At 45.8% G+C, this 21,769-nt stretch carries 18 protein-coding genes and 2 tRNA genes; all 20 read right to left on the bottom strand.

The genetic code is table 11. The features are described 5' to 3' along the window. Positions 1–3: 3 nt before the first annotated feature. Positions 4–1,392: a tRNA lysidine(34) synthetase TilS gene (gene tilS / locus ACTSEZ_RS20175; protein WP_369736037.1), complete on the bottom strand. Its 1,389-nt coding sequence runs from the start codon at positions 1,390–1,392 to the stop codon at positions 4–6. Between the two features lie 108 nt (positions 1,393–1,500). Continuing rightward, on the bottom strand, positions 1,501–2,583 hold the full coding sequence (prkT, locus tag ACTSEZ_RS20170) for a serine/threonine protein kinase PrkT (protein WP_369736036.1): 1,083 nt from the start codon (positions 2,581–2,583) through the stop codon (positions 1,501–1,503). Then, positions 2,549–3,286, bottom strand: coding sequence for a VWA domain-containing protein (locus ACTSEZ_RS20165; protein ID WP_029286089.1), 738 nt, complete (start codon positions 3,284–3,286; stop codon positions 2,549–2,551). Before ACTSEZ_RS20165 ends, prkT begins: the two co-directional genes overlap by 35 nt. Before the next feature lie 103 nt (positions 3,287–3,389). After that, positions 3,390–5,870, bottom strand: a complete 2,481-nt coding sequence (spoIIE, locus tag ACTSEZ_RS20160; RefSeq protein WP_369736034.1) for a stage II sporulation protein E — start codon at positions 5,868–5,870, stop codon at positions 3,390–3,392. A 266-nt stretch (positions 5,871–6,136) separates the two neighbouring features. Next, positions 6,137–6,208 (bottom strand) — tRNA-Glu (locus tag ACTSEZ_RS20155). 9 nt (positions 6,209–6,217) lie between these two features. After that, positions 6,218–6,294: transfer RNA gene (locus tag ACTSEZ_RS20150), tRNA-Met, on the bottom strand. 170 nt (positions 6,295–6,464) lie between these two features. Next, entirely contained in the window at positions 6,465–6,917 is a 453-nt protein-coding gene (locus ACTSEZ_RS20145) for a S1 domain-containing RNA-binding protein (protein WP_029286085.1), read from the bottom strand. An 81-nt stretch (positions 6,918–6,998) separates the two neighbouring features. Next, positions 6,999–7,379 carry a septum formation initiator family protein gene (locus tag ACTSEZ_RS20140; RefSeq protein WP_369736032.1) on the bottom strand — a complete coding sequence of 127 codons (381 nt, stop codon included), beginning with the start codon at positions 7,377–7,379 and terminating at the stop codon, positions 6,999–7,001. A 12-nt stretch (positions 7,380–7,391) separates the two neighbouring features. Further along, a complete protein-coding gene (gene yabQ / locus ACTSEZ_RS20135) occupies positions 7,392–8,021 on the bottom strand; it encodes a spore cortex biosynthesis protein YabQ (protein ID WP_369736031.1) in 630 nt (209 codons plus the stop codon). Next, entirely contained in the window at positions 8,018–8,323 is a 306-nt protein-coding gene (yabP, locus tag ACTSEZ_RS20130; protein WP_029286079.1) for a sporulation protein YabP, read from the bottom strand. Before yabP ends, yabQ begins: the two co-directional genes overlap by 4 nt. 82 nt (positions 8,324–8,405) lie before the next feature. Next, positions 8,406–8,669 carry an RNA-binding S4 domain-containing protein gene (locus ACTSEZ_RS20125; protein WP_029286077.1) on the bottom strand — a complete coding sequence of 88 codons (264 nt, stop codon included), beginning with the start codon at positions 8,667–8,669 and terminating at the stop codon, positions 8,406–8,408. An 18-nt stretch (positions 8,670–8,687) separates the two neighbouring features. Further along, positions 8,688–10,151: a bifunctional methyltransferase/pyrophosphohydrolase YabN gene (gene yabN / locus ACTSEZ_RS20120; protein ID WP_369736030.1), complete on the bottom strand. Its 1,464-nt coding sequence runs from the start codon at positions 10,149–10,151 to the stop codon at positions 8,688–8,690. Positions 10,152–10,171: 20 nt separating this feature from the next. Then, positions 10,172–11,764 (bottom strand): putative polysaccharide biosynthesis protein, encoded by a 1,593-nt coding sequence (locus tag ACTSEZ_RS20115; RefSeq protein ID WP_369736029.1) that lies wholly within the window; start codon positions 11,762–11,764, stop codon positions 10,172–10,174. Positions 11,765–11,924: 160 nt separating this feature from the next. Then, complete coding sequence (gene spoVT, locus ACTSEZ_RS20110) at positions 11,925–12,461, bottom strand: stage V sporulation protein T (protein ID WP_369736028.1); 537 nt, start codon at positions 12,459–12,461, stop codon at positions 11,925–11,927. Positions 12,462–12,649: 188 nt separating this feature from the next. Continuing rightward, entirely contained in the window at positions 12,650–16,186 is a 3,537-nt protein-coding gene (mfd, locus tag ACTSEZ_RS20105; protein ID WP_369736027.1) for a transcription-repair coupling factor, read from the bottom strand. 138 nt (positions 16,187–16,324) lie between these two features. Then, positions 16,325–16,555 carry an anti-sigma-F factor Fin gene (gene fin / locus ACTSEZ_RS20100; RefSeq protein WP_029566237.1) on the bottom strand — a complete coding sequence of 77 codons (231 nt, stop codon included), beginning with the start codon at positions 16,553–16,555 and terminating at the stop codon, positions 16,325–16,327. A 62-nt stretch (positions 16,556–16,617) separates the two neighbouring features. Next, positions 16,618–17,175 carry an aminoacyl-tRNA hydrolase gene (gene pth / locus ACTSEZ_RS20095; RefSeq protein WP_029286065.1) on the bottom strand — a complete coding sequence of 186 codons (558 nt, stop codon included), beginning with the start codon at positions 17,173–17,175 and terminating at the stop codon, positions 16,618–16,620. 184 nt (positions 17,176–17,359) lie between these two features. Further along, positions 17,360–18,010: a 50S ribosomal protein L25/general stress protein Ctc gene (locus ACTSEZ_RS20090; protein WP_369736026.1), complete on the bottom strand. Its 651-nt coding sequence runs from the start codon at positions 18,008–18,010 to the stop codon at positions 17,360–17,362. A gap of 1,322 nt (positions 18,011–19,332) precedes the next feature. Continuing rightward, complete coding sequence (locus ACTSEZ_RS20085) at positions 19,333–20,286, bottom strand: ribose-phosphate diphosphokinase (protein WP_029286061.1); 954 nt, start codon at positions 20,284–20,286, stop codon at positions 19,333–19,335. 92 nt (positions 20,287–20,378) lie between these two features. Further along, entirely contained in the window at positions 20,379–21,734 is a 1,356-nt protein-coding gene (gene glmU / locus ACTSEZ_RS20080) for a bifunctional UDP-N-acetylglucosamine diphosphorylase/glucosamine-1-phosphate N-acetyltransferase GlmU (RefSeq protein ID WP_369736025.1), read from the bottom strand. Between the last annotated feature and the right edge of the window lie 35 nt (positions 21,735–21,769).

Below are 21,769 nucleotides of genomic sequence, written 5' to 3'. Positions count from 1 at the left end.
AAATCATTGCTCTTTATATTGCAAAACAACGTAGTCACCTGCGCCGCACCCGGCATCTTCAAATGAAGACTTTTTAAGGCCGGGAAGCCAAAGGATCTTGCCGCTGCCATCTTCTAAAACAGGCCAGCTGTTCCTTCTATGGACCGGTACTTTTGCATCAATAAATATATCTTTTACTTTTTTCGTACCGTTCATGCCCTTCAGTTTGATTTTATCGCCCTGCTTTCTTGTCCTTATAAGCAGAGGCTTGGTCAAAGACTCGGCCGGCATGACGAACACATCGTTTCCAGCTATCCATTCATCAGGTTTTCCGCTGATGATTTCACAAGTGAGGAGATGCCCGTCTGGAAGTACTGTGCTTGACGGGATCTGCACTGTCCTTGAAAATGACTGGTCCTTTATTTGTTCAAAAGTAAACAAACACGTTTGGTAGGATTTGATTACTTTAAGGCCGTCTGGAAAATCTAGTGAACCGGAAGGATGTGTATGCGAGAGTAAGGATTGTAGACTCTCAATATGTATAGAAGAAAGGGAAGATGGTTGGTCTTCATAAAGATAGTTTAATATTAGTTGAATACATCTTCTTTGTAAAGGCATAGGCAGGGTGTTGAACAAATCGATATCGAGTTCGGCTTCGTGCTTTTCTTTCCTTTTCAACACTGTATTCAACTTTTCTTTCGATAATTCCTGTAAGAACTCTTCATCTTCTTTGAAAGTCCTGCTGAAATACTGAAATCTCCCGTGCACTTTAGGGTTCTCTTCCTTCAGGAATGGAAGAACCTGTTTACGGAAGCGGTTGCGGGTGTAATCAAGCTTTTCGTTGCTCGGGTCGAACCTTGGAGCCAGATGGTTCAGGCTGCAGTATTCGAGGATTTCACTTTTATCAGCTGAAAGCAGAGGCCGGATAATGCTTCCGCCTGCAAACTCCCTGTGTTCCGGTATCCCGGCAAGCGCTGTTCCCGCGCTGCCCCTTGTCATTCTCATCAGAATCGTCTCGATCTGATCATCGCCATGATGGCCTAAAGCTATGAACGAAGCCTGATGCTTCTTCATGACTCTTTCGTAAAAGGAATAGCGGCATTCTCTTGCCGCGCTCTGAAGGCTCATTTCAGGGTTTTCCTCCGCATACTTCGAGACATCGATCTGCACAGCTTCGCACAGAACATGATGGCTCCGGCAAAAGTCCTTTACAAATTCCATTTCAAGAGCGGATTCAGCTCCCCGGAACATGTGATCAACATGAGCCGCAGCAAGACTCAGGCCGAATTCGGACCTAAGCCGGATAAATAAATGAAGCAGGGCGAGTGAATCAGGACCTCCTGATACACCTATGACGACTGCTGTGTCTTTCACTTGATAGCGTGTAAGAAAACGTCTGAAACGTTCTAGCATGGCATTCCTCTTTTATAGCATAGTCTTTGCGTACCTTCATACTATCATGACAGCTTTCACCCCTGCAAAAAAGAAGTCCCCCGTTCACATATTTACCATAAATCCGAGTTACATCAGATAGTGATAGACGTAAAACGAGTAGATAATGCAAAGTGCAGCAAGGATCATGACGGTTTCCACCCATCCTCCGGCCCTGCTTTTCTTTTTTGCTTTTACACGGACCGGCCCCTGACTTGCGGCATTGCCTGATGGCCCGGGTCTCACTGCTTTCGCCTGTTTGGACGTTCTGCTTTGCCGTCCATGCACCTGAGACGGTTTTGCCGCTTGAGCCTGTCCTGTCTGCACGCGGCTCTTCTGCAGCTTTTGCGGTGCTGAACCCTGCTCATAGAGAGACGTCAGGAAGTCCTTTTTCATATCAGCAGCATAGTGGTATTTTCCCAATAACGCTTTTTTCAAAACAGCTGAATGCTTTCTTAAATAAGGGTGGTCCTGAATGACTTCCAGGAGCTGTCTGCCGCCCTCATCCTGCTTTTTAAACCGTTTGGGATGAACAGAGTTAATGACGATCATGGCAGCTGCAAACAAATCGTAGGATGGCTCAGCCCTGCGGGTGCCAAGACCCCAGTATCCTCTGTCAAAAAAGTCGGTGAATTCTTTGATCGACCTCCCATTCAAAGTTGTACCCCCAACGTCAATGAACCGCAGCTTTACCGGCCGTTCTGCCACCATCAGATTTTCAGGCTTCAAATCGCCGAATACCCATCCGGCCCTGTGCAGCTCCTCTAAATTCGACAGCAGCTGAACCGTCAGCACCCCTATCCATTCCAATCCCTGATTGCTGATGAAATCCAGGTATTGCTTTCCGCTGATATATTCCATCACATAAAACGGAACCTGCTCCCCCGTTCTAGGATGTATCCAGTCATCTACATCAACTAAAGCAGGCCCAAGGGAACTCCCCCGGACCTTTGAAAAGTGCTTAAGAACATTCACTTCGGACGTAATGGACATGCTGTTCCCGCTTACCTTCAAAGCGGCAAGTCCACTTCTCCCTTCTGCCAAGTAAACGATCCCTGTAGCACCCTGTCCAAGCGGCTTTACAATACGGTACTTGTTATGATGCCACTTTCCTTCAACGACAGTGCCGGGCAGAAGATTACATGTTTGATTCATTGAAGTATTGTTCATCATCTGAAAGCAGGCTCCTTAATGAACGCTTTTTCTTAAACGAATGGATGCCATCGCGAATGGCAGGTCCCGTAGGCGTAATGCCGCCTGTTGTCAGCTTTGGGAAAATAGAAGAGAGAGATTCAAGTTTCGGCGTCCATTCAAGGACCGTTTCAACTTCTTCCTTTTTCCCAGGAAATACAGACACTGAAAATTGATTTTCTCCTATTCTCGAATTCAGGCTGATTGATAAATCAAGCAGAGATTCCTTAACGGTCGGAAGCTTAGGTTTCATGCTTCCGCTTGTATCAACAAGAATCAGGATCTCCATGCCGATTGTTTCTCCAAGCTCATCGACCACTTCCATGACCTCGCCCCGTTTTTCCGGGGAGAGCTCCTCCATTGTCACTTTTTTGCCCAGGATCTGCTGCAGTTCGGAGTTCACAACACCCTGCAGAGTTTGAGTCATCGCCTGTCTTGTGACCATTTGAACCGTCTGTGACAGCTGCTCCGCATATACCACCTGGCTCACTCCGCCTCCGGACATGGCAATTCCTTCGATTTCATTGATCGCATCCTGGTCTACAATGTTTTCTTCCAGTATCCCAATGACGTTAACCGTAATCCCCTGTTCTTTTGCAAGAGCAGCCATCGCGACCGGATCTTCGCCATGATTGGAACACCCGTCAGTTATCAGCAGTATTTGTTTCAGTTTCCCTTTATTCATTGGTTCAGCCCCTCCAGATATCCTCTTATCACCAAGGAAATAATGTAGTATCATCCTCGCCAGTAATAAAGAGTTTTATACTCTGAAAGAAGGCTTTAAAGCGTTAAACCGCCCCTTGCTTTTTAATATGTCTCGCAGTCGGAATGGATGCCCATTTCGGTGTATTATGGTCGACTTTAGCAACGACAACGGTCATATCGTCTTCAATCTTCCCGCCCCGTGTCCTTATAACCTCCTCCATAATTAAATCTGCGACCTCCTGAGGATCCATTGTCTCAAGCTCTTTGATTTTCCGCTTCATCCAAAGATCGTGGTTCTCTACATGCTTCGGCCCTTCAAAGATGCCGTCGCTCATCATAATCAGCAGATCTCCCGCTTTCAGCTGCTCTCCCACGACTTCCACATCAAACTCATCGATGATGCCCATCGGAAGATTGCTTGCCTGTATCTTCATGATTTGGTCTCCGCGTTTAATAAAGCTTGGCGTAGAACCGATTTTAAGAAACTTGCACGTAGCATCCTGCAGATCGACAATCGCAAGGTCAAGCGTGGAAAAAATTTCATCTGTCGTTCTCAGGGACAGAATGGAATTTATCGTTTTAATCGCGACCTTTTCTTCAATTCCGGACTGAAGAATTTTCTGAAGCAGCTTGATGGTTTCATTGCTCTCAAAATGGGCTCTTACTCCGTTTCCCATACCGTCGCTGATTGCAATCGCATATTTGCCGAAACCAAGCTCAATAGTTGAGTAGCTGTCTCCCGAAACGAGACCTCCTCCTTTTGCCGCATGGGCAACACCCGAATCGACCCGATACGTTCTTGAAGACCCGAACGATACATGACAGTAGCCGTTCGGATAGCTTGAGCATTCCTCACGTTTCACAATAATGGATTCCTCTAGAATATCAGACAGCATCGGAGCTATGATTTTTTCGCACTCCCCGTGGCCATTGCAAAACGGGATGCTCATTTCAATATCGACATTGCCCTGTTCAAGACTGTATATATCAACGTGCCCTATCTCAATACCAAAGCTCTGGAGCGCTTCGAGAATCTGCTCCTCCTGCACGAAATGATTCTCCCGTTCACGCTTGATTTCTTTTGAAAAATCCTCCATGACCTGAGACACGCCAAGCAGCTGTTCCGCTACAAGCCGCCTGCTTTCCTGCACTTGCTGCTTCAGCTTTTCGTTCGCATCATAATAGTTGATTTCCTGCTCAATAGCCTCTTCCACCTTTTTCGGTTTTGAGCAATACTTTTCAAACTCTTTTTTCAGCTTGCGGTTGCTGTGATACGTATTTTCTTTGCTTTCATCCATAATAGCCTTCATAAACTCATAGGTCGTATCGAAATTCTGAACCCAGCACCTTTCTTTTTTAAAGCAGGTCTGGCACGTTTTTTCCGTAATCGTGCTTAAGAACAGGTCTGTCCCCCGCTGGTCTTCTGATTCTTCGCTTTTTTCATAGAAGGTGGCAAAGCTTTCAGAAAGAGCATAAAAAACCTGTGAAAACTGATCAACCCTGTGCGCGGTTACGTCCCTGATTTTCCGCACGTACTGCTGCTGCTCCTGGGTGTGCTCGTTTGTACCCGGAATGTGCTTGGCCAGCTTATTGGTGATCGCCTTCGGGGTCAGCAAAAACAGGCCGATGGCAATAACGGACTCTGTCAGGTTTTTCATCAGATCCGTTGAACCCTCTCCGTACAAAGTGATAAGCAGTGATCCAATCAGCAGGCCGATTGCCGCCCCAAACTTCTGCCCTTCTTTTAGCAGGCCTCCAAGAAGCCCCGAAAATGCAAGGAGGCTCATCTGATATAAATTCCCTACGTTTGCGAGACTCAAAATCAATCCCGTTACCACACCGACCGTACACCCGATGCTTGAGCCCCCGATAAAGGCAAACAGCAGGACAATATAGCGTGAAAAGATGTGCTCGGCCTGAAGCTCCTGATAAGTGACACCGACAAACCCTGTCAGGACAGAGGCAAGAAGAATCATAATGCAGATGATTTCTTCTATCTTAAGTGACTGCTTGTACTTCTTTGCAGAAAGAAGGGGCAGACTCTGCAGGAAGATGAGCGACAGGATAAAGGCAAGGCCGGACTCGACCCCTGCCATCATATAATCGTAAAGAGTAAGCGGGCCCTGGAGATAAAAGTACCCGACCCTCGTCACCATCATAGAAAGAAAGACAACAAACGGCAGTGCCTTCATCTTGTCTTTATAAAGAAAGGATGTCAGCTTTTTCATCACCAGGAAGACGAAGATTGAGGCGGTGACAAAGAGAGAGGTTTGCCAGGAGATGGTGGCTGCTCCTCCGATCAGAGCAAGCGAAGCAAAAAGCGCTTTATCTTTTTTCATCAGCAGAACGGCTCCGAAAAACGGCAATGCAAACGGAAGCACCTCTGTCAGGATTAAAGCCCGTCCAAGAAGAAAGCCAATCAGCACAAACAGCAGGCCTCTATGTAAAAAAAGAAGCTGCATTCTTGTCCCAAAACGGTTCAAAGAACGATTGAACCACTGATGCGTTCTTTCAAGGCTGACTTCTGTCATCGGCTCGATTACCCTTCTTTCTACCTTTTCCATATTTTCATTCCCCCGTTTTTTGATATTACGGCTATTATATAGAAGGCTCAAAAAAGAATTTGTCAAACGAGGGGCCGGTATACCAAGAAACGTTCGACTGTTTTTTTGAATAGCGACAAAATGCACGAAAAACAGGGTCATTTTACAGGAAAAGGGGGTAAGCAGTCTGAGAAATGAGTCGCAACCGGGGGAAATTGCAGGAAACCAAAAGGAGAAAGCATACAAAAAACCCCGGCTCTCAAATTAGAGAACCGGGGTTTGTATGATGACCCGTACGGGATTCGAACCCGTGTTACCGCCGTGAAAGGGCGGTGTCTTAACCGCTTGACCAACGGGCCAGTTAAAAATGGTAGCGGCGGAGGGAGTCGAACCCACGACCTCACGGGTATGAACCGTACGCTCTAGCCAGCTGAGCTACACCGCCATTTTTAAAAGCCATTTGTATTAGGCACAAGATATATAATACAAAGGATTGTCTCTTTCGTCAACAAAAAGTTTAAAAAAGTTTTCAGGAGCCATTTTTTCCATAAAAAAAGAAAGCACACGCGCATGTGCTCTCCTGACGATTAAGCATTTATATCAGATAGCAGCAAGTTAACCTCTTCTTGCTCCGCGACCGCCGCGTTTTGATTCCGTGTTGCGTTTTAGAGATGATAAGCGATCCTCGCTGTCTTTAAGGAATCTGCTCATTTTTTGTTCGAAATTCTCTTTAGGACGGAACTCATTTGTGTTTGATCTTCCTCTTGGACGATCTGGGCGGTTTGGACGGTCTGAGCGGTTCGGGCGGTCTGGACGTTCTGGGCGCTCAGGACGATCAATAGCTTTCTTGATGGATAAACCGATTTTTCCGTCTTTCTCTACGTTGATGACTTTTACAGTAACTTCGTCACCTACTTTTAAGTGATCGTTAATATCCTTCACGTAATTATCAGCGACTTCACTGATATGGACTAGTCCTGTAGTGCCGCCAGAAAGCTCTACGAACGCTCCGAAATTTGTAATGCCCGTTACCTTACCTTGCAGCTTGCTGCCAACTTCTATCGACATAAAAAAAATGCTCCTCCTTAATAAACATAAAAACTCATTATAGTTAATTATACATAATGTAAAAATCAAGTGTCAACAACACTACTCTTTACCTTTTTTTGGCAAAGAGAAGATAATTTCGTTCTCATCCGATAAAAAATAGTCCCGGCGTGCGATTTTCGCAATATAATCATCGTCGTTCAGCTTCACAATTTCCTCTTCGAGCACCTTTTCTTCTTTCTCAAGCTCAGCAAGCTTACTCTCAAGCTTCTTCTTTTCTTCTGCCTTTTCTTCAATGGCGCTTGATTGGGAAATCAGGGTCGAAAGGACAATAACAGAAGTTACCGCTGCAATTATTCCAAATAACGTCAGCCGTCTGATAAGGCCGCGTTTCCGCCGTTTCAAGATCTGGTCTTTTCGCTCCTGCTGCTGCACGTACTGTGACTGAAGCTGGGTAATTTTCCGTTCTTTAGCGAGACTCATTCATTAGCCTCCTTACTTCTTCTTTTTCCGTAAAATCCATAAGTTACCACACATATTCAAGATTTTCAAACAAAATCCTGCCGCTTTTTTGAAATAAATGTGAAAGAATTTCCGTATGCGTGCCGGAACAAGTTTAAGCATTCCTTTCAGTATCCAAATGACAGGAGCCATCAGCACTTTAAACGTTCCGAATATCAGCCTGCAAAGCCATTTTACCAACTTCCATAAAAAGATGACAAGTCCGGTGACAATGGCAATGAGCAATTTTGTCAGCCCTGTGACAGGCTTGACCAACATAAAATCTCCGATTCTTAAAGCTGTCCTGTACAGTCCGACAGTAAACCTTATCATCCATTCCAAAACAGCCAGATACATTTTTTTCAAAAGACTCTGATAGGCAGCATATCCGCACAGCAGGGCAAGGAGAATGTATACCCTGAACTCGCCTTCATTAACCTGGAGAAGAACGTAAAATAAAAGAAGGCCCTGAAACAGCCAGAAAAAGACGTCATTTATAAACACAATCCATTTTGCTCTTTTTGACCGCATGAGGAAACGGCTGTATGTATCAAGGGAAACTCCGATAAAACAGCCGGATCCGACCATGCTGAGCATGGTCAGAAATTGAACGGACAGCGTCATTTAAACAACTTGCTAAAGAGTCCTTTAGCTTTCTCCGTCTGTTGGTCATCCAGGTAGACAAGGTCAAAAACTCTCCCTTTGATGGAGACAATGCCTTTGTCGACATCCAGGTTTTTCATTTGCAGATTTTCCCCGCGAATGGCAAGCGCGCCCATGACCGTCTCAAGAAGAAACTCTTCATTGTCAAAACTTTCCACATGGGTTACACCTGTGATGTCCAGCAGCTTGCGGCCCCTCATAATCACGTCATGCTCCTGGATGGTTCCTTTAGACTGTGATCCATTATCATAATATTGATTCATAGCCAGCCCCCGCATTCTTCTTAGAAATATTCTTATCTATTTCTATGAGAAAGGGGGGCAAAATAGAACAAGCCCTTACTGACTATTCTTCGCTTAGCTTTTCTTCTTTTATGATTGTGAACATGCCGGCTGCATCTTCTTTCTTAGAAGAATCCTGCAGTTTTTCGACCTTGGCCGTAATGCGTTTTTGTCCGAAGCGGATTGCGAGCTCATCCCCTTCTTTCACAGTTGAACTGGCTTTTGCAACCGTTCCGTTCACAGTAATCCTGCCCTGGTCGGATACTTCCTTTGCAAGCGTCCGGCGTTTAATCAATCTTGATACTTTTAAAAATTTGTCCAGTCTCATGATTTAAGCACTCCCTTTTTACAGGCCCTTTTGTTTCGCTTCATTCCAGTAAGAGTCCATTTCTTCTAAAGACATGTCCTCAAGCGGTTTGTTCAGCTCTTCAGCCCGCTTTTCAATATATTCGAATCGTCTTGTGAATTTATGGTTAGTAGACGTCAGCGCTGTTTCTGGCTCTACGTCATAAAATCTTCCGATATTCACGAGCGCAAACAGGATGTCCCCGAATTCTTCAAGCACTTTTTTGGAATCTGCTCCCTTTGCCTCGTGTTTGAATTCCTGTATTTCCTCCTGCACCTTGTCCCATGCAGGGTTCACATCATCCCAGTCAAAGCCTGCCTTGGCCGCTTTTTTCTGAAGATGAAAAGCCTTTGACAGGGCAGGCAGTGAAGCTGCTACAGATTTCAGGAACGGCTCCTTCTGCTGTGAGCCTTTTTCCGCGCGCTTAATCTCCTGCCAGTTGGCAAGGACTTCTCCCTCATCACGGGCCTCTGCCGTCCCAAAGACGTGAGGGTGTCTCCGGATCATTTTATCCGTCAGCGTCCGAATCACATCATCTATGGAAAACATGCCTTCATCAGATCCGATTTGGGCATGCAGCATGACTTGAAGCAGTACATCCCCGAGCTCTTCAACCATGTGGTCGTCGTCCTCTTCGTCAATCGCTTCGATCAGCTCATAGCATTCTTCAATTAAGTACCGCTTAAGAGAGCTGTGTGTCTGCTTTTTGTCCCATGGACAGCCGTTTGGCCCACGAAGCTCGGCAATGACTGAACGCAAAGTCTGGAATTGATGATTCAGCCGCTCTTCTTCTTTTATCGGAGGAACATAGACACTTGTTAAATTATCCACCGCCGCGGCTCTGTCCAGTTCATACAAAGGGACTTTAACAATCTTTTCGTCCCGTCCTCCGGCTGCTGTGACGATCATCACTTCATACTCATCAGGCAGATCTTCCATCAGCGTCAGCTTTACTTCAGAAGCAACCATCTGATCATATACCTGGCAGATAATCAGGTGCTGCCTGTAGTTCAGCTGCTCTCTTTTCATCGTCAGTCCGTCCACCATCTGAAAGCCGTCAATCGGATCGATTCCGAGTGCTGTAAATGTCGGATCCAGGAAGCTTTGTCCTCCTGCAATCTCAACCTCATAGCCTCTTTTTCTTCCGTTTTGCAGAAGATACTGAACGGTTTGCTCTGCAACAAGGGGATGTCCGGGAACAGCATAAACAATGTCCCTGTCATTTGCTTCTTTATAAAGCTCTTCTTCAATTTTTTTATATACATCACCGAACTGGCTGTTTTCTTCATAGACAGAATCGAAGGACACATAGCCCGGAAGCTCTGCCCCAAGCTCCGCAACAACAGGATGCTCCTTTGTTCTTAAGTACAGCGCAGATGCTGAAGTGAGTCTGCGGTATACCCCAAGCGGCATATGGCTTGCGTCAGAGCCGCCAAGTCCAACAACCGTAATCTTCCTGGCCATATATTCATACCCCGTTTCCTTTATTTTAAAAACGTTCCGAGCTTCTTTCCGCCCGGAAAAGCTTCAAGTTCTTTTTGTGTAAATATAGATAATTTCAGGATGGCAATCAAGTAGATCAATCCCCCGAATAGTGCTCCGCAAAGAGCCCCTGCTGATGCGGCCAAACGGTTTCCCGCCATCCAGCTTTCTGAAAAAAGAGCCGAATAGGCAAAGAGAGCTCCCATCATAATAAGCGCTGCAGCCGCAATCTTACCTGTATTCACCCTTCCGGCAAGCCTGTACCCTTTTGACTTCAGATAGCCGGCATTCAGTCCCGCAATCACACCATAAGCTATAACAGTGGCAGCCGCTGCACCTGCCGTACCAAATTCCGGAACGAGCAGCTCATTCAAAGCGAGTTTCGCTGCGGTTCCAATTAGGACAGCAAATGCAGGAAAAACAGTATAATTCAAACCCTGTAGTATAGCGGTGAGCGTCAGAGAGTAGGAAGTAAAGATGACAGACAGGCTCAGAACAGCAAGAACCTCTGTCCCCGAATCATTTTTGAAAAGCATAATATTCAGCGGTTCCATTATCATAATCAGACCGGCTGATGCTCCAGCTCCGACTACGGTACAAATTTTTAATGAAGCTGTGATCCTCTCAAAGATAACTGCCTGATTTCCGTTCCGCTTAGCAAAAGCAATCAAAGGGACGAGCGATAGCGAAAAGGAAGTAGCAACCACGGTTCCCAGCTGAATCAAAGGCTGGCCCCGATCGTAGATCCCTTTCATCCTCTTGGCATCAGACATCTCAAAGCCGTTTTTTAATAGCTCCGAATACAGCTGCATAGCATCAATCAGCTGAATAAAAATAATCATCAGGCTTGTAATCGAAATGGTAAGGGAGTGCTTAACCAAATAAGAGAGGATGCGCGCAGTCCTTATTGAAGAGTCATTTTTCCCCAAAAAGGATACTCCCCTTTTGTCTTTTGACAAAAAAAAGGCCAGCAGAATGAAAGCAGCAAACCCTCCTGTAAGGGAACCGAAAAGGGCTCCTTGTCCTGCTTCGTACAATGAGTACCCGTTATTAATGAGCAAATAGGAAAAGATGAGAATCGTCAAAACTCTGATTCCCTGCTCCACCACCTGGGATACGGCAGTCGGCAGCATGTTTTCCTCTCCCTGAAAATAGCCCCTTAAAATAGATACAAACGGAACAAGCAAAAAAGAAAAAGAGATTACTCTGATTAACGGCGCAAGCTCAAGGTCCCCCATGAACGAAGCGAGCTGATCGGAGCCTATGTATAAGGTCAGGTAAAAGATAAGTCCCGCTGCAAATAAAAACAGAAAGGATACTCTTAAAATTTTCGAGTTTGACGACGCATTTCCTTTTTCTCCGAACTCAATCATCATCTTCGAAATGATGACCGGGAATCCCGTCGTAGCGAGCATGATGGCTATTCCGTAAAACGGATAGACCTGCTGGTAAATATAAAAGCCGATGTCACCGACTATATTTTGATAAGGCACACGGTATGCCGCACTCATGACTTTAATGAGCAGAGCGGCAATGGTTAAAACCGCTGTCCCCTGCAAAAAAAGATGTTTTGATGGCCCGGAACGGACGTCCATCGTCCAATTCTCCTTCCATAGTAAGCTAACCGAGCCTATTATATCACAAGAAACTCCCTTCAAATCTTACTCAGCGGCCCTTTTTGTCTATTTTTCCCTCTTTAGGGCATAAGAAAAGGCAGCAAAAGCTGCTGCCTAATTAAAACGGTATAAATAAAGACTATTGTTCCATCTGACGGGCTAAAAAGCCTGCAGCTGTTTCTACTGCTTTATGTTCAACTTCCCCAACAGACTGATCCTTCGAGAAAATGACTACTGCTCCGATTGGATCTCCATTTGCAACGATCGGTCCGACTGTGAACGATTTAAGTTCTTCTGCATTGCCGTCAATCAGCTCGACGCTGCCGCCCTCAGTATTCAGCAAAGAGCTGCGGTCTTCCATTGCTTTTTCAACCTGCTCGCTGATGTTTTTGTTCATATATTCCTTCTTTGAACCGCCTGATACTGCTATGTAGGTATCACGGTCACAAATCAGGACTGGGTGTCCAAGGCTGTCATACAGAGCGTCGGCATATTCCTTTGCAAAGTCACTCAGTTCACTGATTGGGGAGTATTTCTTTAAGATAACTTCACCGTCGCGGTCGACAAAGATTTCAAGCGGATCTCCCTCACGGATGCGCAGAGTTCTGCGGATTTCCTTTGGAATCACCACGCGGCCTAAATCATCAATACGTCGTACTATACCAGTTGCTTTCATCTAATGCTGCCTCACTTTCACTTGATGATTGAGTAGTTGATGATTGCTTGCTCGCAGGAACTCTTTGCAACAACCACCATTTCTTACGGATAGTATCCTTCAGCCATACACGCAATATACACAACATCAGTGAAATTTTCTTGATTAGGCAGTATTTTCTTCAACAGCTTAGACAGTCCGAGGCAGATCTAAACCCCTTTTGCAGAAATCTCTTCTTTTTTTGCCGATCCAAGACCGTTCAGCAGTCCTTCAGCGATTTTGAGCCATTTATCCGGTTTAACTCCCTTGATTTGAATCGTCATCTTCAGGCGTTTCCCGTCCATGCCAAGACCGACCGCGCGTCCATATTGATTGCTCAGATCAAACAGCTTCTGGCCGTCTACTTGCGCGCTTGTCTCTTCGCTGACATAGATGGACACCGTGTCCTTCTCCTGCTTGATCATCTCCACTTTTTCCTGAACGGCAAACACTTTAAGCTTGGCAATCTGCATAAGGTCGTTTACTTCCTGAGGATAATCTCCGAAGCGGTCAATGATTTCCTCCTGCAGCTCTTCTAGATCGGCGAGAGAAGAGATTGCTCTAAAGCGCTTGTAGATGTCGATTTTCTGTCTGCCGTCTGAAATGTATGTCTCAGGAAGGTACGCATCGACTTCAAGGTCAATTTCAACCTGGAACGGTTTTTCTTTCGGCCCTTCCACGCGCCGCTCTTCAATTGCTTCTTTCAGCATTTGAGAGTACAGGTCAAATCCGACGGAATCAATAAATCCATGCTGCTGGGCACCAAGCAGATTTCCAGCTCCCCGGATGGAGAGGTCCCGCATGGCAATTTTAAAGCCTGAACCAAGCTCCGTAAATTCTTTGATCGCCTGCAGACGTTTCTCTGCCACCTCAGTCAGAACTTTATCTTTCCGGTAAGTGAAATATGCATAGGCAATTCTGCTTGAACGTCCGACCCGGCCTCTAAGCTGATAGAGCTGAGAGAGGCCCATCTTGTCTGCATCATGGACAATCAGCGTATTTACATTTGGAATATCAACGCCGGTTTCAATAATCGTCGTGCTGACAAGCACATCAAATTGTCCGTCAAGGAAATTAAGCATGGTTGACTCAAGTTCATTTTCCGTCATTTTTCCGTGTGCATAGGTCACCCTTGCGTCAGGGACAAGCATGGAAATCTCATCTGCTTTACGGTCAATATCATCGACTCTGTTATAGAGGAAATAGACCTGTCCGCCGCGTGCAAGTTCCCGCTCGATGGCTTCGCGGACAAAACCGCCGTTGTATTCAACGACATAAGTCTGAACCGGAAACCTGTTTTCAGGCGGCGTTTCAATTACAGACAAATCGCGCACTCCGAGCATGGACATGTGAAGCGTTCGCGGAATCGGTGTAGCCGTAAGCGTGAGCACGTCAATGTTTGCTTTCATCTGCTTGATTTTTTCTTTATGCGTAACGCCAAAACGCTGTTCCTCGTCAATGATGAGGAGTCCGAGCTCTTTATACTGCACGTCTTTTGAGAGAAGGCGGTGGGTACCTATAACCATATCCACCGTTCCGTTTTTAAGACCTTTGACAGTCTCATTCATCTCTTTTCTCGTTTTGAATCTGCTTAACAGACCGATATTAATCGGATAGTCCTGAAAACGCTCACGGACGGTTTCATAGTGCTGCTGGGCAAGAATGGTCGTAGGTACAAGCAGGGCGACCTGTTTGCCGTCAGCAACCGCTTTAAAGGCAGCCCTGATGGCAACCTCTGTCTTTCCGTAGCCCACGTCTCCGCACAACAGCCGGTCCATCGGCCGTTCCCGCTCCATATCATGTTTAATTTCATGAATCGAGCGAAGCTGATCTTCTGTTTCCTGATAAGGGAAAGCGGCTTCAAACTCGCGCTGCATTTCGCTGTCAGGCGAAAATCCATACCCGACGCTTGCCTCGCGCTCAGCATAGAGCTTAATCAGATCATCTGCTATATCCTGTACAGACGATTCAACCTTCCGTTTTACACGCTTCCAGTCACTTCCGCCAAGCTTATAAATCTTAGGCTCTTTGCCTTCAGATCCAACATATTTCTGAATAAGGTCAATTTGCTCAACAGGAACATAAAGCTTGTCGCTTCCCTGATAGCGGATGTGAAGATAATCCTTGTGAACGCCGTTAATGACAAGCGTTTCGATTCCGAGGTACTTCCCGATCCCGTGATTAACATGCACAACATGGTCGCCGACCTGAAGTTCAGAGTAGCTTTTAATTCGTTCAGCATTCGAGATTTTCTGGCTTCTCGGCTGCTTTTTAACCCTCTTCTTAAAGAGCTCCTCCTCCGTTACGACTGCAAGTTTCTGCATCGGAAGCTCAAAGCCCGTCTGAAGGTCGCCCTCCATCATGTACAGATTCCCAAGCTTTGGTGTTTCATTTTTCTTTAAAAAGGCAGCATTGATTTCGTAGTCACTTAAAACAGCTTCAAGCTTTTTGACCCGCTCTTCTGTAGCTCCAAGGAAAACAACGGAAAAATTCGCTTTCTTCCAGCGTTCAATTTCACTTTTCAGCACATTCATCTGCCCGTGGAAATTCTGCATCTGCTTGCACGAGACATTCAGTATGTTCTGCGGGCTAGTATGCGGGACGTGGCGCACAAACAGCGAGAGATAGACAAGGGGATGCTTCGTTTTTGTCAGCACATCTGAATAGTCGTGCGACAGCTTTATATTGTTCACGATCTTCCCGTGCTCAAGCAGGCTTGTATACCAGTCTGCCTCTTCTTTTTCAAGACTTTCATACATTTCCTGTATCCGGCTGATCTCATCCATTACAACAATGGTCTGTTCCGGAAAATAATCTAGTAAACTAGCAGGCTGCTCATAGAAGAAGGTGAGATATTTCACCATTTCCTGATTAAACTGGCCGTTTCTTAGCTGTTCAAGCTCATACCCGATATTTTCTGCAAGGATTTCTTTTTGCTTATCGTCTTTAAGCCGTTTCAGGCTGTATGCAAGCGCCTGTTCCAGTTTTTCAATGCATATCTTGATTCGCTCCCCGTCAACAACGAGCTCTTCTGCAGGTCCTATGTGGATCTCTTTCAATTTTTCAATCGAACGCTGATCTTCACTGTTAAAGGTGCGGATTGAATCAATTTCTGTATCAAACAACTCGATGCGGACAGGATATTCTTCTGTCAGCGGATAAATGTCGATAATCCCTCCGCGCAGACTGAACTCACCCGGTGCAGAAACCATGCCTGCCCTTGCGTAGCCCATTGTCACCAATGAGGCGAGAATTTCATCCAGGTCAAGATCCTGACCGAGCTTTAGATGAAACTGATTTCTTGTCCATTCTTCTTTTGGCGGCAAAAATCGTCTCAGCGCCGCAATCGGTGCAACAACCACTCTCTTTTTGTCCTGAGAAAGCTGGTTTAAAACATCCATCCGCTGTGCTTTAAGCTCAGGGCTTGCTATCGCAAGCTCAGATGCAACGAGTTCATTGACCGGGTAGAGAAGCACCTGATCGCCGGCCAGGTTCGTCAGGTCCTCATAAATTTTCTGAGCCTGAAAAAGGTTATGGGTAATCACAAGGAGCGGTTTGTCTGCATGCTTAAAGAGCGAAGAAGTGAACAAAGAGCGTGCAGAACCTGACAGTCCGGCAACAAGCTGCTCTTTTAACCCTCCCTGTATCCCCTGTAAGATGGTTTGAAAATCATCGTTTTCATAAAAGTAATGCTGCAAACTTTGCAAAGGTGGAACCTCCCCGTTCGGCAGTGTTTCAGCCGTTTATCTATCCGAATGAAGCAGGACAGGAATTCTGCCGTCTTTCTCCCCGCCTGCCAACTAACAGAAAAATGCCTTGACTTTATAACAAAGCCAAAGCGTCGCTTATTGAATAAACCGCTGCAGCTGGTGATAGTCCGGATTGCGTTCCAGCGCTTCCTGACAATCCTCGCAGATGGTTTTTACTTGAATATCGCCATTTTGTTCATATGAGATCATCTCTCGTCTCTCTTCCTGCGACAGGTGCTGAAAACCCAATTGCTCGCTGTATACTGAAACGCTGTCAATTGTTCCGACCTTAACGCCGCAATGGCGGCATGTATAGTGTAGCGCCATTTTAGCCCCTCCTGAAAGGTTTTAGTAACAGTATGAACCTTCAGGGGGGCGCTTATACTAAATCAATTGTATTTGTTCATCACTTGAAGGAAAGGCTCTTTGATAAAACTCTCGCATGCATCTGCAGAAAGAGCGACTGCATCCTGAATGCTCGGCCATTCTTCTTTCCCAAAAGAGCCAAGCACGTAATTGGATACACTCATCCCTCCTGAGGGACGGTCGATCCCGATTCTCACGCGGTTGAATTCCTGTGTATTTAAATGCTGGATCATCGACTTGATTCCGTTATGTCCCCCGGCGCTTCCTTTTGTTCTCAGTCTGACCTTCCCTGCCGGCAGATCAAGGTCATCATAGATGACAGCGAGATCCTGGTCATCTATCTCATAATAGTCCATTAACGGTCTGATGCATTCACCGGAGAGATTCATATAGGTAAGTGGTTTTAATAATATGACTTTCTCTCCCGAAACATGCCCCATTCCGTAAATCCCGTTAAATTTCGTGCGGTCCAGAGGAATGCCGAACCGTCTGGAAAGCTCGTCAATCGCGATAAAGCCTACGTTATGACGTGTGTTTTCATATTGTTTTCCCGGATTTCCGAGTCCAATGAAAAGTTTCATGATTGTACCTGCCCATTCTTTAAGCCAAACGGCTCTTTGTCAGTATGCCCATCCATCCGGAAGGGTTTAGAATCAGGCGCCAATGAAGCTCAAGCTTCTAAGATCAGGCTGCCGTCATTTTCAATGTTTCTTCAGTTCAACAATACCATAAAAAACGCAGCCATAAAACGGCTGCGTTTGTAATTTACTCTTGTTTTTCGCCTTCAGCAGCATCCTCTTCGTTTTCTCTGCCTTCAGCATTCTCAGGCTCTCCTGGCTCCTGCTCTTCACCGCTGTCGATTTCCTCTTCCTGCTGTGGAGGAAGAATAGAAGCAACGACCTCATCCTTTTCATGGTTGAATGAGTATTTGCCTGAAATCTTCACATCGCCGATTGTCAGCGTGTCATTTACGCCAAGCTCTGAAATATCAACCTCAATTGTCTGAGGGATTTCATTCGGCTTAGCTGTAATGGAAGCCTGGTACAGAGGCTGCTGCAGTACGCCGCCGTCCTTAACTCCCTGTGCATCTCCAGTAAGAGTAATCGGAACATCGACTTCTACATCCTCTTTCATGTTAACAACGTAGAAATCTGCATGAGTGATTTCGTTTTTAAGAGGATCTGTCTGCATTTCATACAGCATGACAGAATGGGACTTTCCGTCAAGATCCAGTTTTATAATTGCGTTGCGGCCTTCGTCGCGCAGCGTCTTTATTAATTCTATGCTATCTATAGAGATTGATTTGGGTTCTGTTGTTTTACCGTAAATAACAGCGGGAACCTGTCCTTCTTCGCGGACCTTTCTTCTCGCCGAGCTCGTAAATTCTGTACGTTCTTTTACTTTTAGAGTTGTCATAGTCCAAAACACCTTCCTAACGATAAGTTATGTCTTATTTAATTCCCATTATTGAATGGGTCTAAACATCTTTCTTATTTAAAGGGGGGATTTGTTTGGCTCGGGACCGTGCTTTTTTCACATGAAACAGCATGTATTCAGCGGTGCCTGATAAGAAAATCTTCGCCGATCACCTAAAATTGTATCACTTCCGGATCAGTGCTTTCAACATCTGGCTCTCTCTTTTTGAGGGGTCTGTTCTCTTCGAATAGTGCCATCAATTCTCTGGTTCATGGGCTTGAGGGTATTGTTCTCCCTGATAAGTGCCATCAACTCTCTAATTCCTCTGCTTGAGGGTGCTATTCTCCCCGGTTAGTGCCATCAACTCGCTGGTTCATCGGCTTGAGGGTATTGTTCTCCCTGATAAGTGCCATCAACTCGCTGATTACTCGGCTTGAGGGTGCTATTCTCCTCGATAAGTGCCATCAACTCTCTAATTCCTCTGCTTGAGGGTTCTGTTCTCCCTGATAAGTGCCATCAATTCTCTGGTTTCTTGGCTTGAGGGTGCCATTCTCCCCGGTTAGTGCCATCAACTCGCTGGTTCATCGGCTTGAGGGTATTGTTCTCCCTGATAAGTGCCATCAACTCGCTGATTACTCGGCTTGAGGGTTCTGTTCTCTCCGATCAGTGCCATCAAGTCGCTGATTCCTTGGCTTGAGGGTTCTGTTCTCCCTGATAAGTGCCATCAACTCTCTAATTCCTCTGCTTGAGGGTTCTAATCTTCCCGATCAGTGCCATCAACTCGCTGATTACTCGGCATGATGGCTCTATTCTCTCCGATCAGTGCCATCAAGTCGCTGATTCCTTGGCTTGAGGGTTCTGTTCTCCCTGATAAGTGCCATCAACTCTCTAATTCCTCTGCTTGAGGGTTCTAATCTTCCCGATCAGTGCCATCAACTCGCTGATTACTCGGCATGATGGCTCTATTCTCTCCGATCAGTGCCATCAAGTCGCTGATTCCTTGGCTTGAGGGTTCTGTTCTCCCTGATAAGTGCCATCAACTCGCTGATTCCTCTGCTTGAGGGTTCTGTTCTCCTCGATAAGTGCCATCAACTCTCTAATTCCTCGGCTTGAGGGTTCTCAATTACTTTCCTTTGTAAAATCGTACCCGTTCCCTTCCGCTCCAGGATCTTGCTTTCCGCGGGGAGGGCCGTGAGCTTCCTCACGGCGCTTGCGGGATCTCCCGTGCCCTTTTCATCCCGCAATAGGCATTTACCCAGCTAAAAAATGGCAAAAAACAAATAAAAAACCCCTCCTGCTCTAAACAGAAGGGGCTGTGATAATCAATCAAACAAAGTAGAAACAGATTGCTCTTCGTGTACACGAATGATAGCTTCGCCGATCAGCGGGGCAACAGACAGCTGCTTAAGCTTGTCGATTTTTTTCTCTTCGCCGAGAGCAATAGAGTTTGTTACTACAAGTTCTTTAATATTTGAGTTTTGAATGCGTTCGATGGCCGGTCCTGAAAGTACAGGGTGCGTACAGCAGGCGTACACATCTGTTGCGCCGTTTTCTACTAGTGCATTTGCAGCAAGAGTGATTGTTCCGGCTGTGTCGATGATGTCGTCAATCAGGATGGCTGTTTTGCCTTCGATGTTACCGACAATGTTCATGACTTCCGCAACATTCGGTCTTGGGCGGCGCTTATCGATAATGGCGATCGGCGCTTTCAGACGGTCAGCAAGTTTGCGGGCGCGGGTTACGCCGCCGTGGTCAGGAGAAACAATGACGATATCCTTCAGATCTTTCTCCTGGAAGTACTCAGCAAGAATTGGAACACCCATTAAATGGTCAATTAAAATGTCAAAGAAACCTTGGATTTGAGGAGCGTGCAGGTCAAGAGTGATCACGCGGTCGGCTCCTGCTGTCTCAAGGAGGTTTGCAACAAGCTTAGCTGTAATCGGTTCGCGTGCACGGGCTTTGCGGTCCTGGCGTGCATATCCGTAGTAAGGCATAACAATGTTGATTGTTTTTGCAGAAGCACGCTTTAACGCATCAATCATGATTAGAACTTCCATCAGGTGCTCATTTACCGGAGCACTCGTTGACTGAATGACAAAAACATCACAGCCGCGGATACTTTCTTCGATGTTGATCTGAACTTCGCCGTCACTGAAGCGTGTTACCGAACATTTACCTAAATCAACACCGACTTCATCTGCAATTTCCTGAGCCAAGGCAGTGTTTGAGTTTAATGTAAAAATCTTTAAATTTGAATCTGCATAACGATTTGACATTTTTAAAGGAGACCTCCACTGGGTTTTATTGGTTAATTCTGTATAAGCCGGGTGAACAGCAGCAGAATGCCTGCCGCTCCTCTTTGACCTTCTTATTTTAAATAATCATCTTTATTGACTTGTCTTGCACGTGCGATGGAAAGGGCTTTGCCCGGCACATCATCCGTAATCGTAGAACCTGCAGCAACATAAGCTCCCTGGCCCACTGTTACAGGTGCGATCAAGTTCGAATTGCAGCCGATGAAAGCTCCGTCTTCAATCTTAGTGAGGAATTTATTTTTGCCGTCATAATTGACTGTAATCGAGCCGCATCCAAGGTTTACGTCTGCACCCACTTCAGCATCTCCGATGTAGCTCAGATGTGAAGCTTTGCTCGCTTTGCCCATTGATGATTTCTTTATTTCAACAAAGTTTCCGATCTTAACTTCGTCACCAATTGAAGAATCCGGTCTGATATGTGCAAACGGTCCGATGTTTACGTCATGGCCAATTTCGCTGTCGTGTGCAGCGGACTGGCGGATCGTTGTCCGGTCTCCGATTTTGCAGTTGTTGATTTCCGTGTGAGGTCCGATAACAGAATCTTCACCGATTTCGGTGTTCCCCGAAATGACGGAACCTGGATAGATAACCGTATCTCTTCCGATTACTGCATCGCTTGAGATATACGTATTGTCAGGATCAATGATGGAAACACCATTCTTCATGTGAAACGCATTAACGCGCTTTTTCATGAACTGTTCTGCCTGGGCAAGAGCCACTCTGTCATTAACACCGAGAGTCTCTTCAAAAGATGCCGTCTGAAAAGCCGAGATGATTTCATTTTCCGATTTTAAAATTTCAATAACATCCGGAAGGTAGTATTCACCTTGGGAATTTTCATTGGACACTTTTTTCAGTGCGTCAAAAAGAGCCTTATTGTCGAAGCAGTATGTTCCAGTGTTGATTTCCGTAATAAGAAGTTCTTCTTCGTTTGAATCTTTGTGTTCAACAATCTTCTCAACATGTCCTTCAGCGTTTCGCACAACACGTCCATAGCCTGCAGGATCATCTGCTTTAGCTGTAAGAATCGTTGCTTTTGCATGTGTTTCTGCGTGATGAGCAAGCAGGGATGCCATTGTATCTGCCGTAATTAACGGTGTATCGCCGCAAATAACAATGGTTGTCCCTTCTTTGCCTTCCAGATGGGATGCAGCCTGCATAACAGCATGAGCCGTTCCAAGCTGTTCACTTTGAAGGGCATATTCCGCTGTATCGCCAAGCTGATCTTTTACTTTCTCCGCTCCGTGACCAACTACAGCAACGATTTTGCTTAAATCAAGTTTTGAAACTTCATCTGCTACGTGCTGAACCATTGGCTTGCCGCCAACTGGATGAAGCACTTTATAAAGCTTTGATTTCATCCTTGTGCCTTGTCCTGCAGCTAAAATAACTGCGTATCGGTTATCCATTATCGAGGCCTCCAGTATCCCTTTTTATCCATAGA

Source organism: Metabacillus mesotrionivorans (assembly GCF_052171315.1).
In the GTDB taxonomy this organism is placed as follows: domain Bacteria; phylum Bacillota; class Bacilli; order Bacillales; family Bacillaceae; genus Bacillus_P.
The sequence above is the reverse complement of the archived record's forward strand: the minus strand, read 5'-3'. Positions and strand labels throughout refer to the sequence as shown.